The organism is Arthrobacter dokdonellae, assembly GCF_003268655.1.
In the GTDB taxonomy this organism is placed as follows: domain Bacteria; phylum Actinomycetota; class Actinomycetes; order Actinomycetales; family Micrococcaceae; genus Specibacter; species Specibacter dokdonellae.
This window is the reverse complement of the sequence record NZ_CP029642.1, coordinates 1,128,280-1,142,640: the sequence shown is the minus strand read 5'-3', so window position 1 is coordinate 1,142,640 and position 14,361 is coordinate 1,128,280. Positions and strand designations below refer to the sequence as shown.

Here is a 14,361-nt window from a genome sequence, read left to right as displayed (position 1 = left end):
GCATATCGGCTGAGTGGCAAATACGGCTTTAGGGTACCGCCAGTCCGGGTAGGTGGTGTGTAATCTCGCTACATCGTGGACAGTGAATCTCACCTCTTCGTGGACACCGGGTCTCAATACTTTGTACACAGCTACCGGCACTGGCGGGCCGGTAGCTGTGAGTGGCTATCGCGTGGCCATCACGTCGGGCTGTTCTTCTTGGCGGTGAGCGAATTGCTCCGCGTAGTGCTCTCGCTTCCGGTCCCACTGTTTTGTCGAGTACGCCGCCTGAACGCCTAGAACGGAATACGAAGCAACATAGCGGCCCCGAACGTTCAGGGCAACCATCGGCAGCGGGAAAGAGAACACGATCTCACCGGTGACTGGATCGGTGAGCAGGAACGAGTCGTCGGTGATGGTCCGGTAAAACAGGCGGCCCGCGTAGGTCATGGGCAAAGAGACGTGGAAGCCTTGGTAATAGACCTGCCGGTTCGCGCGGGTGATCTCCACCAGCGACTGGTCCGCGGCCTTATCCTGGGCGTTGTCGTCGGGCAGAATGGCCCCGGTCTTGGAGATCGTCAGGGTCGCCCGATCGAGGTCTCCCTGACGGCGGGCGCGGACCTGTGAGTAGTGCGACGCTTTCGCTTCCAGGACCGATAAAGGAATCGGCTCCGTTGCCGGTGTATGTTCCAGCAGATCCCACGCCGTGCGCGGTGTCGCATGGTCCAGGGATTGGTGCGGACGGCGGTTGTTGTAGTGGTCCCGAAACCGGTGAATCCTGCCCTGGAGCTGCTCGAGCGTAGCTGGCTGATGCGCATCGAGGAACCGCAGCAGGGTTTGGTGGGAGCGCTCGTTCTTCCCCTGCGTGGTGGGTTTGCCCGGCAGCCCGCTGATGGGCATGGTGCCTTTGGAGGCGAGGAAGATCTCCACGGAACCAATCCGTCCGGCCCGCAGCTGATTGAATGCCAAAGAGTTATCGGAAAGCACTTCCCTGGGCGGACCGTAGGCAGTGATGGCTCGTTCGAGGACGTCCTTGGCATCGGCACTGTTCTCGGAACGGGAATACGCTGCTGTGCCCACATCAAAGCGGGAAGCGTCATCGAGCAGCTGGTACACGGTGACGATCTGTCCGCCGGCGAGTCGGTACTCGAAAGCATCGAGTTGCCACAACGACATCACGGTGGCGCGCACGAACGGGATGTACGAGGATTTCGGGCGCTTTCTGGGGGCTGCGTCAACGTGGCCGACGCTGGATAGCAGGCGGGCTATCGTCGCGACCGAGGGAACCTTCCCGCCGGGGAACTTCTCTTGCTGGCTAGCTTCGTAATAAATTGAGCGTGGGCCGTAATCCCAACCATCGGCCTTGAGTTGCTTGCGGATCTTCACTAACTCGTTGACAACCGCGGGGCCATATTTGCGAGCCGGAGTCTTTGGTGCACGGGAGCGGGGGTGAAGGGCCGCCGTGGATTCATGGACAGCCCGGCCGCGGATCTTATAGAAAACGCTACGCGAAATCTTGACCGAACGGCAAAACTCCATGACTGACAGTGCATGAGGCTGGGTCGGATCGTAGTTGATGATCGCGGCGCGAGTTTGGGGTGAAAGAGAGTTAGTCATCCAATGACTATCACCGCCAACCCGTCGGTAAAAGTGTCTCCGATGTGGTGAGACAGCGTGTCTCCGATGTCATGAGATCGTGTGTTCACGATGTGGTGAGACAGGACAGTTTCGGCTAGGTGGTACCGCTGTGGTCCTCTTGGAATACCGGCGGCACATTCGGTGACGCCGCGTTGATGGAGAGGGCCCTTGATGGCTGATTACAGCGCGATCATGGCGTTGGTGTTGGAGCGCCGAAGCTACCGCGAGATTGTTCAGATGGTGGGTTGTTCACGCCGGGAGGTTTCCCTGGTGAGTAAGACTGTCAAGGCCCGTGGAATCACGGCGGCACAGGCGGGCTCGATGAGCCGGGATGAACTGGCGGAGCTGTTCCCTGATGGCAGGAAGAACGTCTCGGCCGGCTTCGTGCAGCCGGACTTCGCCGGGATTGTGAATTCGATGAAATTCAACCGGCATTACACCCTGCAGCAGGCCTGGCACCGGTACGTCCAGGCGCCTGCGGTGCAGGGAAGGAAGTACGGCTATACGCAGTTCTGTCAGTTGTTCAACGACTACGCGGCGGTTCACGAGGTCGTGGCCACTTTGCACCACGAACCTGGCCGGGCGATGTTGGTGGATTGGGCCGGGGACACACTGCCTCTCATCGACGCCGTGACCGGCGAGGTGACCAAGGCGTACCTGTTCGTGGCGGTGCTGCCGTATTCGGGCATGGTCTTTTGCACGGCGTTTACCGATATGAAGCAGGAGGCATGGAACAGCGCCCACGTTCAGGCTTTTGAGTTCTATGGCGGCGTCACCCCGATCGTGGTGCCAGACAATGCTGCGACCGCCACCAACCGGCACAGCAAGGGCGATAGCACCCGGGTCGTCAACGCCAAGTACCAGCAACTGGCCGACCACTACGGCACGGCGATCGTGCCGGCCAGATCGAACCGGCCCCGCGACAAGGCGGCCGCAGAATCTGCGGTCAACGTCGCCAACAAGCGGGTCATCGGGTACCTGGCCGAGGAACTCTGGAGCACTCTGGCGGAATTGAACGCGGCCATCGAGGAGCGGGTCGATGAGATCAACGGCCAGATCAGGCGGGTGGATGGCACGACCAGGGCCGAGCAGTTCACCGAAGAGGAAGCGCCGCTGCTGCAGCCCTTGCCGGCGGAACGGTTTGAATCCGTGGAATGGAAGCAGCTGAAAGTCGGGCGGAATTACCACCTGTTGACTGAACAGCCTGCCGGGTTTGGGCATGTCGCAGAGGGACGGGTCAGCTGGGGACATAGCGTCTTGGATCATGGTCGAAGAATCTGATTGTTCCAGGGAGTTGGAATATCTGCGTGTGCCTGCGGTCGGTTCGCTGGAGGCAACCGGGTCGCGGTGGGAGCCGTATCGGCTGGTGGGCGCGGACGGCGGAACAGTCCATGCCGTCGAGGCGTTTTTCGCTGATCTGCTGGCGGCCGGGCGCAGCGAGGCAACCGTCCGCTCGTATGGCATGGATCTGCTGCGCTGGTTCCGTTTCTTGTGGGCGATTGGCGTGGCCTGGGATCGTGCATCCCGGATCGAGGCGCGGGATTTCTGCCGCTGGCTGGCGGTAGTGGCCCGGGAAGGCCGCGGGTATTCAATTTCGGCCCGGCTCCACAGCGAGACGGTGCTGCGGGGCTTCTACGATTTCCACCGCGATGTCGGATCGGGCCCGTTGGTCAATCCGTTCCCGCTTGCTCGGTCCCGACGCACCGGACGGGCGAACGCCCATCACAATCCTATGGATCCCTACCGGCTGGAAAAGTCGGGCTTGTACCGGCCCAAGCCGCAGCGCAGGATTCCACGGAGCATCCCTGATCGGGTTTTCGACGACATCTTCGCGAAGTTGCGCTCGAACAGGGACCGCGCCATGGTGGCCTTCTACGTGTCTACCGGTGCGCGCGCCTCGGAGTTGTTATCGGCCACTCAGGGAGGCGTGGACCCCGGAAGGCAACTGATAACGGTGGTGCGCAAGGGAACCCGGGAAGTGCAGGAATTGCCGGCGTCACCAGACGCGTTTGTGTGGCTACGTTTGTATCAGGTCGAGATGAAAGATGCGATCGGGCAGGGTCCGCTGCAGCCGTTGTGGTGGACGCTGGACCGGCCGGCGCGGCCATTGACCTACCACGCGGCACACCGGATGTTTGAGCGTGCCGGCCAGGCGGCCGGCCAAGAAGCAACGCTACACGCGCTTCGGCACACCGCTGCCTACCGGATGGCCGAGGACCCCTCGATGCCGCTCACAGACGTGCAATACGTCCTTGGTCATGCCCGGCTGACGACCACCCAGATTTACATCACGCCGCGAAAGGAGGACGTGATCGCCCGCGTGTTGGCGCACCACTCCGCCCGCGACCGCATCGAGCAGCCGCCCCCGGCGGCGCCGGGCTACTCGCCAGAAACCCTCGCCGTGCTCTTTGGAAAGGCCACACCATGAGCATCAGCGCCGTTATGGCCCCGGCAGAACAAAGCAAAGACACCAACGGCGACTGGCCACCACAGTCGGATGACACCAGGGACGTGGCCGCATGGCGGGCACGGTTTCCCCCGAGGCCCACCGTCGATCGGTGGCCGGCCACCGGCGTTGACAGGCGGACCTTGGATCAACGGGCGTCGGAAGCGCTGTGTGCCCCGGTATCGAAATCGATGCGGCTGCTGGGCCTTCGCGGATTGTTGATGCTCCTGGACTGGTTGTCAGAGCACCCGGGCGACACCTGGCAGGAACGATGGCTGGCCAGCGGAGCGGACGCGGCGGGCGACGACTGGGCCGAGCTGCCCGCCCGGTGGCTACGTGAGCGCGGCGACTACTCGCCCTCCCGGCTGGAGGTGATGACCAGTTCCTTCCTGATCGCCGTCGGACTCGATGTGGTTCGCCCGTCCTTGCGGTGGCTGCTGACCGGAGGAAAGAAACGCAAGCTGGTCCGTCACCTGACCCGTACCCGCGACGGTGAAGGATTCGCCCGGCTGGGCGACCACTGCGAGCGTGACGAGACAGTCGGCACCGACGTGGGCAAGCACGTGCTGTTTCGTTGCGCCGTGATCGTCGCCGCAAAAGGCGGCACAGTCGAGGACATCACCGTCGGTGATGTCCTCGAGGTCATCGACCTGGAGAAGGAGATTCGCGCCAAAGCACCCTCAGCCGGGGCGAGCATCCGCGTCCTGCGGCAAACCGGGATCATTACAGCAGACGTACCGAGCCTCAAACAGATCCACAGCACCGGGCAACGCACCGTCGAACAACTCGTCGACCGCTACAACATTGCCTGCATCCCAATACGCGACCTGCTGGTCGACTACCTGCGTGAGCGGCAGCCGTCCGTCGACTACTCCACACTGCTGTCGCTGGCCTACGCGCTGGTCCGCTGCTTCTGGGCCGACCTGGAACGCCACCACCAGGGCATCGAATCGTTGAACCTACCCCGCAATATTGCCGGGGCGTGGAAGCGACGACTGAGCACCAAAATTCGCACCATTGTCCGCGACGGCAAGGAAATCCAGATCGAGACCGAGCGACTGTCGCACCTGGATATTCTGGCAGCGGTCCGGGCGTTCTACCTCGACCTGTCCCAGTGGGCATTAGAAGACCCTAGCCGGTGGGCCCCATGGGTGGCACCGTGTCCTATCAGCCAGGACGATCTGTCACGCCGGAAAATGGTGCGGCACCGCAAGGCGCGCATGGACAGCCGCACCCGCTCCCGATTGCCGGTAATGCCCGTATTGACCAACTCCACCACCACCTGGCGCCGTCAATCAACAGCGCTCCTCGCCGCCGGGCTACGCGCCGCGCCCGGCGAACCGTTCACCTCCGACGGCATCACCATGACCAGGATTAAACGTCCGCACGGCACGCAGGCCAACGTCTGGGTCACCAACCCGGACACCGCCAAAAAAACCCTGCTCAACCGCGATGAAGACCATGCATTTTGGGCGTGGGCGGTCATCGAGGTGCTGCGGCACACCGGCGTCCGCATCGAGGAACTGCTTGAGATCAGCCACCACAGCCTGATCCAATACCGGCTGCCGGACAGTGGGGAACTCGTTCCGCTCTTGCAGATCGCCCCGTCTAAAACCGACACCGAACGGTTGCTGGTGGTCAGCCCCGAACTGGCCGAGGTGCTTTCCACGATCATCAGCCGCCACCGCAAACCCGAGGGCACCATCCCCCTGGTCAGCGCCAGAGACGAACACGAACTGGTTTGGCGCCGACCTGCCCCGCTCCTGTTCCAACACCTCGTCAACGGCGAACACCGTGCCATTACCGCACGATTTGTCTCCACCCTGCTCGACGAAGCGCTGGCACGCACCGGCCTGACAGGCCCTGATGACGGGCAGCCGCTCCGGTTCACCCCGCATGATTTCCGCAGGATCTTCATCACCGATGCAATCATGAACGGGCTTCCGCCGCACATCGCGCAGGTCATCGCCGGCCACCAGGACATCGGCGTCACCATGGGATACAAGGCCGTCTATCCAGAGGAAACGATCACCGCCCACCGGGCGTTTATAGCCCGGCGCCGCGCCCTGCGACCGAGCGAGGAATACCGCGAGCCCACCGACGACGAGTGGCAGCAATTCCTTGGCCATTTCCAACGCCGCAAGGTATCGGTCGGGACCTGCGGCCGCGCGTTCGGCAGCAACTGCATCCACGAACACGCCTGCATCCGCTGCTCCCTGCTCTGGCCCGATCCGAACCAGCAGACCCGCCTACTCGAGATCCGCGACAACCTCAAAGCCCGCGTCGTCGAAGCCCATGAGCAAGGCTGGCTCGGTGAAGTCGAAGGCCTCGAAGTCAGTCTCGCCGGCGCCGAAGACAAACTGGCCCAAGTGCAACGGCGCACCAACACATCCGTCGCCCTCGGCATCCCGACCATCGGCCACCAGCCCGCTGGCTGACGCCGGCGATTCGCGATGATATATATGACTCATTCGAGTTCAGAGAACATGTCACCGCCGATTACCAGCACTACTCGGTGCCCTACAAGCTGACGGGTCGGATCTTGAAGGTCCGGCTGACCGGCGTGAAGGTAACCATCTTTGACGGCGACGCTGTGGCTTGTGAGCATCCGCGCAAGCACGGGCGCAAGGGCCAGTACTCAACCATGGTCGAACACGTGCCCAGGCAGCATCAGGACGTGCACGGCCTCTGGTCCCGGAAATGGTTCCTTGACCGCGCCCGAAGCTTCGGCCCCGCCACGATCCAGGTGATCGAGATGGTCCTTGACCGGCCAAAAATCCAGGCTCAGGCCTTTTTGGACTGCCAGAACATCCTGGAGGGCCTGGGCAAGAACAACAGGCAACGCCTGGAAGCGACGTGCCAGCAGATCCTGAACCAGCACGGCTATCCGACCTACACCACGCTCAAGCGGCTGATGGCCTCGATGAACAGTGACAGCCAACAAGCGGCGCCGCCACTGCCGGCGGCCCCGAACACGAAGAAGGCACCGGCCGCAACCGACACAGCGGAACGCAGCGACGTGTATGTCCGCGGCGCAGACTACTACCAGGAAGGCCGGTAGCAGGGTATGTTCACCAGTGTTGATTACGAGAAATTCCGGGCGCTGCGCATCACCCAGGTCGCCCTCCAACTCGAGGAACTGCTCAAGGACGATGGCAACGACCTCAAAACCCCGGAGGAGCTCTTCCTCACCGCAGTGGATGAAGCCCTGGAGGTCCGGCGCTCAAACCGCATCGACAAGCTCATAGGCAAGGCCCGGTTCCCCATCCCGCACGCCTCGATCGAAGAGATACGGTACCTGCCCGCGCGCGGGGTCTCCTCGGTGCGAATGCAACGCTACGCCGCCCATGACTGGCGGGCGGACCCGACGAACCTGCTGCTGATTTCCCCCACGGGCGCCGGGAAAACCTACATCGCCTGCGCGATAGGGATCGCCGCGTGCCATGCGGAGCACTCGGTCCACTACACCCGGATGGACGAGCTGGCACTGGAACTGGTCATCGCCCGCGGCGACAGGATCGCCCACCAAAACCTGCTCAACAAGCTCAGCGACGTTGACCTGCTCATCATCGACGACTTCCTCACCATCGGCATCGATGAGACCGCAGCCAACGACCTATTCACCGTCCTGGTCAACAGGGACCAGCGGCTGCCCACCATGATCGCCAGTCAATCCGGACCAAGATACTGGATCGAAAGCCTGCCGGAGAAAGTCGCCGCCGATTCCATCGTGAACCGGCTCGCAAGCCGGGCCCGCACGATCAACCTCGGCGACGTCGACATGCGCCGGCTGCATGCCCAAGAAGCCCGCGACGCCACCGACCACTGGGAATAACCGCCACACTCCGGCAACGCACCAGCGCCCTCTCGGCGGCGGTCAACCCTGGTGCTGGCCAGAAACCGAGTTCCGCGGTTTCTGGTCGGTACCGGGTCGCCGAAATCAGCGGTACCACCTACCCGGACTGCCCGTACCATCAGGCCGTATTTGCCAGCTGAGATTGGCTGGTCCAAGGCGAATGCACGCCGCCAGCTTTGAAAGGTGTGGTGCCGAAGGGTTCGATCAGGCCGTTCAAGTGACGGGCGCGCCCTGACACCTGCGGGTACGGCACTGTCAAAGTGCTCCCGCAGGTCTGGGTTGTGGCCAGGCAGTCGTATGAAACGACCTGGCTGCTGGCGATGAGTGCCACCACGATTGACTGACTGTTGGAGCCCCTCAAGCGGGAAATGCACCCGGATGGTCACTCGACCTCTCGGTCACGGCGGAACCAGTGTAGTGAGGCGATTCCGATCAGGTCCCGGATTCCCGTCATTGACTGGGAGCCTGGTCCGGTCGCTATTGAGAATGTGTGGCGCACCACGGGAACAGTGCCCTATTGCCAGTACGCGTTCATGCTGACCGTTATGGATGTCTTTACCGAATGGACGATCAAGCGGGCGATCAAAATCCAAACTGCCAAGTTTACGGTCGCTGCAATGGCGGAGATCCAGGACGAGTTCCCGTGTCGCCTCGACCACATCCACTAACAAGGCCCGAAATTATTTAACAAACCCTTCCCGAAGTGGCGTCACGGACACTTCATTTGTGTGACCCGCTCCCGGCCGAACAACTGACAACGAGAACGCCTTCGTTGAGCAATAGAACAGTGCCGTCGTGCGCCGCTCAGCCAGCAACTACCATTACGACACCAATAAATAGATGCTCCCGCTCAACTCACTCTAGCCACTGGAACCCTTCCCAAGAACTTGTTCTTGTTTGGCAGTGGCGCCCTCCTTGTTTGCCGAGGACGACTTCACCGACAACTCCCGCGGCCGGTGAGACAGGTGACATCGATGTCTGTTCCCGCGATAGTGCGGGTGATCGTGTCGTTTCTATTTGCCCGGCCTTACGGTGATGGTGCCGTTTGCTGACAAAGACGGCTCAAGGCCCCGGTTGCACCAACGCATTCCGTCGGGTCTCTATACCATTGCGCCTTTGGCGCAGACGGGTGACCAGGTCGAAGTGTCCGGGGTCGCCACAACCAACAACGCGGATTGGTCATTGGAAACCCGATTGGTGACCTTATCCCTCCGCGCCCTCTGAGTCCCCAACCTAAGTCATACATCTTTGGCATACAAAATGCATGGAAAGGAGTACGGCAACACCCAGGAGGAGATTCCGATGACCGAACAGTCAGTCCATGCAACGCCAACCCACGAGTTGACCGAAGAGTGGATGTCACCGAAAGAGATTTGCCACGAACTGCAGATCCCTGAACAGACCTTTTACCAGTGGCGCTCTAGGGGCGTCGGCCCACATGCTTACAGGATTGGCCGACACCTCCGCATCACGCGGTCCGATCTGGATGCGTGGCTAGCCCAGCGGTCGGATCCCTGAGACATAAGTCCCGGCGAATCGTGAGTAGACATCCCAACCCTCTCGGGACGTGGAGCAGCATCAGCACGGACCGCGCCACAGGCAAGACGTGGCGCGCCCGTGCATATTTCCGTGACTGGGACGGCGAACGGAGGCTGATTGAGGCCCGTGGTCCGTCCGCGGCAGCGGCTCGTCGAAACCTTCAAGGCAAGTTAAGGGATCGCCAAACGCCAAGGAACGGTCTTGTTGATCAGATGAGCAAGATTAGCAAGCTAGCCGACATCTACTTGGCCGAATTGGAGCAATCCGACAAGGCATCACGCACGAAGGACAAGTACGCATACTGCGTCAAAAAGTACATCACACCAGCTCTGGGTGCCGTTCGAATTGGCGAAGCCACCTCGGGCATGATTGACCAATTCATTCGCAGCGTTGTTAAAGACGTGGGGCCTGCGACCGCGCGAAGCTGCGGAGCCGTCTTGTCAGCAATGTTCAAGGTTGCCCGTCGCCATGATGCAGTGGTCGTCAATCCGGTACTAGGCATCGCCATCCCACGGGTCCAGCCTGCAAAGCCGCAGGCCCTGAGCATTGCACAGTATCAGGATCTTAGGACGAAGATCATTGGTTGGGAGCGGGCCCCGGCACTCGGGCGAAATCGCATGCAAGACCTCCACGAGATCGCTGACTTCCTCGTCAGCACTGGACTTCGGCCAGGTGAATTGTTTGCGCTTCGATGGGACGACATCGACTTGGACGCCGAGCCGCCGACGTTGTTCATTAACGCAACCGTCATCCGAACCACCAGTGGCGGAGTCAGGATTCAGGACCACCCCAAAACCAGGCACGGCATTCGAAGGATTACCATTCCTTCATTTCTCGTAGCTCAGCTCCGCACCAGAAAAAATCTTCAGACTGACTCCAAGGCATCAAACACCTACAACTTGGTGTTCCCCTCGTCCACCGGAACCGTCTGCGATCCGAATAACATCGGCAGGGCGTGGCGCAGAGCGGCAGATGCCATTGGTTACAGCTGGGTGACACTAAAGACTTTCAGGAAGGCCAATGCCACCCTCATCGCAAGGACAATGGGGGTCGAGGCTGCTGCCTACCAAGCGGGACATTCCAAGGTCTCCATGACGCTCCAGCACTACATCGAGGAGTATCAGGAAGCGTTGGACACCCGTGCTGTCCTCGACGCCTTCGGGTCCCCTGACGGGCCTGAACAGACGCCACCTTCGGACCTAAAAGATGAAAAGTAATGAGCGTTGGGACGCGATTGTCATGAGTTAGTAATGAGTTAAGTTTGAATGGCCCCGATTCGAGGCCATTCAAACTTTCAAAATCCCTGTCATTCCGGGCTTTCTGGGCCCCCTGTCGGATTCGAACCGACGACCCCCGCTTTACAAGAGCGGTGCTCTGGCCAGCTGAGCTAAGGAGGCAGACGCCCTCAGGCGCTAGACAAGGTTACCGTAGGACCCGCCGGAAAATGAAAACCGGCTCCTTGCGCGCGATGCACACTGCAGCGCACTGCGCACTGCGCACTGCGCACGCTACCCAATACATACGGATTCGCAAGGAGCCGGCCGCCGAATCGAACTACTTCTTGGCCGCCATCGCCGTGTTAAGGAACGTGTTGAAGTCCTGCACCTTGTTCGGGTCCCACTGCTGCCCGTTGACAAAGAGCGTCGGCGTGGCGTTGATGCCGGCGGACGCGCCAAGGGCGCCGGTGTAGGCAACGAAGGGCCGGTACGTCTTGGCATCAACACAGCTGTTGATGTTGGCCGCGCCGGCCTCCGTGGCCAGCTTCTCCAACGTCGCGTTGTCGAGGCCCGAGCTGTTTTCCTCCGGCTGGTGGGCGTAAAGGGAGTCCAGGTAGGCCTTGAACTTGGCCGGGGACTGGTCCACCACGCAGGCCGCCGCGGCGGCTGACCGCGAGGAGTAGTTGGTGCCGGAGGAGAAGCGGTCAAGGAACGGCAGCGGGCGGTACTCCACGGTGATCTTGCCTTCGTTGCGCAGGCTGTCCAATTCCGCCCCGTATGTCTTCTCAAAGTTGTTGCACGCCGGGCACATGAAGTCCAGGTACATCACCACCTGCGCGGGCTGGCCGGACGCCGGCGCCTTGACGCCGATGCCTGCCGGGTCCCCCACGGCCGTGGGTGCCGCCGTGGGGGCCGGCGGAACGGACTTCATGTCCACGGTCTTGGCCGCGGTGGTGGGCGCAACGACGGCCCCGTTCTTGCCCACCGTCACGCCGCCAAAGGCATTGGCGTTGGCCGGCACGGGACCGGAGGAGGCAACGGGCTCGTTGCCCTTCTGCGTCTGGATGACCACCAGGGCAATGATGACCACAATGACCACCGCTGCGGCGAGCACACCGCCACGGATCAGCCAACTGTTGCGCTTTTCCTTCTTCAGCTGCGCCTCGCGAAGAAGCCTTGCCTTTTCGCGCGCCTGCGCCGTGCGTTCAGCCTTGGTCAACCGTGGTTCGTTCTTGGGGCTCATAATTCCTCAGGTGTGTGGGCGCAACAATAGGCAGCGCAACGGCAACTAAAGTCTAATCCTAGGCGGCAAAGCTTGGAGAATGCCCATCACGCACGGCGCTGGGCCGTGCCAGCCTTCGCCCCCTGTGCCGCAACGGCTAAGCTGGCACCAAATGAGCCGTTAAACCATTGGAGCCCCCTTGTCGGTCAAATCGCAGCCCCAGAACCGGGCTGGCCGTGTCCCCGAAGCCGTCCATGGCACCTCAGACTTCATCGTCGTTTCCAATCGGCTGCCCGTGGACCGCGTCCCCGTGGAGGAGTCCGACGACGGCTGGCGGCGCTCCCCCGGCGGCCTTGTCACGGCGCTCGCCCCCGTCATGGCCACCCGCGATGGCGCATGGGTGGGCTGGCACGGGGCCCCGGACGAGTCCTTGGAACCGTTCCACCACGACGGCATGGACCTGATCCCCGTCCCGCTCTCCAGCGACGAGGTGGAGCTGTATTACGAGGGCTTCTCGAACGCCTCCCTGTGGCCGCTCTACCACGACGTCATCGCACCCCCGGAGTTCCACCGCACCTGGTGGGACGCCTACCGCAGGGTGAACATGCGCTTTGCCGAGGCCGCGGCGGAATCCGCCGCCAAGAACGCCACCGTCTGGGTCCAGGACTACCAGCTGCAGATGGTGCCGCGCTACCTACGGCAGCTGCGACCGGACCTGCGCATCGGCTTCTTCAACCACATCCCCTTCCCCCCGCCGGAGATCTTCGCCCAGCTGCCCTGGCGCCAAGCCATCATCAACGGTCTGCTCGGCGCGGACCTGATCGGCTTCCAGCGGCCCAACGACACGGCCAACTTCCTGCGCTCGGCCCGGCGCTTCCTCGGCGCCAGCGTCAAGGCCCAGCAGGTGCACGTCAAGGAGGGGGACGGAACCATCAGCCACATTGCCCGGGCTGAGCCGTTTCCCATCTCCATCGACGCCACCCAGATCCAGAAACTCGCGGCCCGCCCCGACATCGTCGCCCGCGCCAAGCAGATCCGGGAGGACCTGGGCAACCCCAAGACCATCCTGCTCGGCGTGGACCGGCTGGACTACACCAAGGGCATCACCCACCGCCTCAAGGCCTACGGGGAACTGCTCAAGGACGGGATTATCACGGTGGAGGACGCCGCCCTGATCCAGGTGGCCAGCCCCAGCCGCCAGCGCGTGGAGTCCTACCGGCTGCTCCGCGAAGAAGTGGAGGGCATGGTGGGACGGCTCAACGGCCAGTTCGACTCCATCCAAAACACCGCGGTCCGCTACCTCCACCACAGCTACCCGGTCGAGGAAATGGTGGCGCTCTACCTGGCCTCGGACGTCATGCTCGTCACCTCCCTGCGGGACGGCATGAACCTGGTCGCCAAGGAATACGTGGCCGCGCGCAGCGACAACACCGGCGCCCTGGTCCTGAGTGAGTTCACCGGCGCCGCCGACCAGCTCAAGCAGGCGCTGCTGGTCAACCCCCACGACATCGACGGGCTGAAGGCGACCATCGTGCGCGCCATCAACCTCCCCAGGACGGAGGCCAGCCGCCGGATGCGCGCCATGCGCAAGCAGATCCTCTCCCACGACGTCCAGCGGTGGAGCGAGGACTTCCTGACGACGCTGCATAACGAGGCCGTCCGTGACGACAGGTGAGCTGCCCGCGGAGGTACGGGACGCCGTCGTACGCGTGGGCCGGACAGCTCGGCTGCTGGTCGCGATGGACTTTGACGGCACCATGTCCCCCCTGGTTTCCCACGCCGACGACGCCCGGCCGCTCCCGGAGGCGGCCGCGGCCTTCGCGGCCCTGACGGCCCTGGAAGGGACGACGACGGCACTCGTCTCCGGGCGCGCCTTGGCCAGTTTGCGGGCGGTCGCCTCGCCCCCGGAGCGGGCCCTGCTGGTGGGCAGCCACGGTGCCGAGGTCTGGCTGGGGCCCGACTCCCCTGCCCTGACGCTGTCGCCGGCGCAGGAAGACGCGCTCGCGCTGGCCCGCCGCTGCGTCGAGTCGGCGGTTGCCGCGCATCCGGGCACGGCCGCCGAACAAAAGCCGGCCGGCGTCGTCCTTCATTTCAGGCTGGCCTCCGTACGGCACGGACAGGACGCGGTCGACGCGGTCCGCGCGGAACTTGAGGGCACGCCGGGGCTGTTCCTGAGCGAGGGCAAGATGGTCCTTGAAATTTCCGTGGTGCAGGCCAACAAGGGTGAAAGCATTGCGATGCTGCGCGCGGTCACCGGCGCCACCGCCGTCGTGTTCGTGGGCGATGACGTAACCGACGAGCACGCCTTTGCCGCGCTGGAACCCGGAGACCTTGGCATCAAGGTGGGGCCCGGCGACACCGCCGCCGGCATCCGGGTCGATTCACCCCAACAGGTTCCTGCGGTCCTGGAACTCCTGCTCTCCACGCGTTCCTGAACGGGCGAGGGCCCAAGTGTGACCGCATG

General features: G+C 62.7%; 11 protein-coding genes and 1 tRNA gene. 9 read left to right on the top strand and 3 right to left on the bottom strand.

Going from position 1 to position 14,361, the window contains the following annotated elements; genetic code table 11:
• Window positions 1-165: 165 nt before the first annotated feature.
• The gene (locus DMB86_RS05115; RefSeq protein WP_113716836.1) at window positions 166-1,596 is read right to left on the bottom strand and encodes an integrase core domain-containing protein; all 1,431 of its coding nucleotides are present in this window, start codon (window positions 1,594-1,596) and stop codon (window positions 166-168) included.
• A 192-nt stretch (window positions 1,597-1,788) separates the two neighbouring features.
• Between DMB86_RS05115 and istA the strand changes: the two genes are divergently transcribed.
• The 7 genes from istA (at window position 1,789) to DMB86_RS05080 (ending at window position 10,675) form a co-directional block, all read left to right on the top strand.
• Window positions 1,789-2,898: an IS21 family transposase gene (gene istA / locus DMB86_RS05110; protein WP_113716835.1), complete on the top strand. Its 1,110-nt coding sequence runs from the start codon at window positions 1,789-1,791 to the stop codon at window positions 2,896-2,898.
• The gene (locus tag DMB86_RS05105; RefSeq protein WP_113716834.1) at window positions 2,882-4,045 is read left to right on the top strand and encodes a tyrosine-type recombinase/integrase; all 1,164 of its coding nucleotides are present in this window, start codon (window positions 2,882-2,884) and stop codon (window positions 4,043-4,045) included. Before istA ends, DMB86_RS05105 begins: the two co-directional genes overlap by 17 nt.
• On the top strand, window positions 4,042-6,501 hold the full coding sequence (locus tag DMB86_RS05100) for a tyrosine-type recombinase/integrase (RefSeq protein WP_227878548.1): 2,460 nt from the start codon (window positions 4,042-4,044) through the stop codon (window positions 6,499-6,501). The genes DMB86_RS05105 and DMB86_RS05100 overlap by 4 nt, the downstream gene beginning before the upstream one ends.
• A 77-nt stretch (window positions 6,502-6,578) precedes the next feature.
• Complete coding sequence (locus DMB86_RS05095; protein ID WP_129545469.1) at window positions 6,579-7,124, top strand: hypothetical protein; 546 nt, start codon at window positions 6,579-6,581, stop codon at window positions 7,122-7,124.
• 6 nt (window positions 7,125-7,130) lie between these two features.
• Window positions 7,131-7,898: an ATP-binding protein gene (locus tag DMB86_RS05090; RefSeq protein WP_113716832.1), complete on the top strand. Its 768-nt coding sequence runs from the start codon at window positions 7,131-7,133 to the stop codon at window positions 7,896-7,898.
• 1,281 nt (window positions 7,899-9,179) lie between these two features.
• Window positions 9,180-9,437, top strand: a complete 258-nt coding sequence (locus DMB86_RS21505; protein ID WP_335645028.1) for a helix-turn-helix domain-containing protein — start codon at window positions 9,180-9,182, stop codon at window positions 9,435-9,437.
• Between the two features lie 233 nt (window positions 9,438-9,670).
• Window positions 9,671-10,675: a site-specific integrase gene (locus DMB86_RS05080; protein WP_113716831.1), complete on the top strand. Its 1,005-nt coding sequence runs from the start codon at window positions 9,671-9,673 to the stop codon at window positions 10,673-10,675.
• Between the two features lie 106 nt (window positions 10,676-10,781).
• Here DMB86_RS05080 and DMB86_RS05075 read toward each other — a convergent pair.
• Both DMB86_RS05075 and DMB86_RS05070 read right to left on the bottom strand, forming a co-directional pair.
• A tRNA-Thr gene (locus tag DMB86_RS05075) sits at window positions 10,782-10,855 on the bottom strand.
• Window positions 10,856-11,012: 157 nt separating this feature from the next.
• Window positions 11,013-11,918: a DsbA family protein gene (locus DMB86_RS05070; protein ID WP_113716830.1), complete on the bottom strand. Its 906-nt coding sequence runs from the start codon at window positions 11,916-11,918 to the stop codon at window positions 11,013-11,015.
• 178 nt (window positions 11,919-12,096) lie between these two features.
• On the opposite strand from DMB86_RS05070, the gene DMB86_RS05065 reads away from it, so the two are divergent.
• Together DMB86_RS05065 and otsB are read left to right on the top strand one after the other, a co-directional pair.
• Window positions 12,097-13,572, top strand: coding sequence for an alpha,alpha-trehalose-phosphate synthase (UDP-forming) (locus DMB86_RS05065; RefSeq protein ID WP_171814370.1), 1,476 nt, complete (start codon window positions 12,097-12,099; stop codon window positions 13,570-13,572).
• Entirely contained in the window at window positions 13,559-14,332 is a 774-nt protein-coding gene (gene otsB / locus DMB86_RS05060; RefSeq protein ID WP_227878605.1) for a trehalose-phosphatase, read from the top strand. Before DMB86_RS05065 ends, otsB begins: the two co-directional genes overlap by 14 nt.
• The last annotated feature ends 29 nt before the right edge of the window (window positions 14,333-14,361 follow it).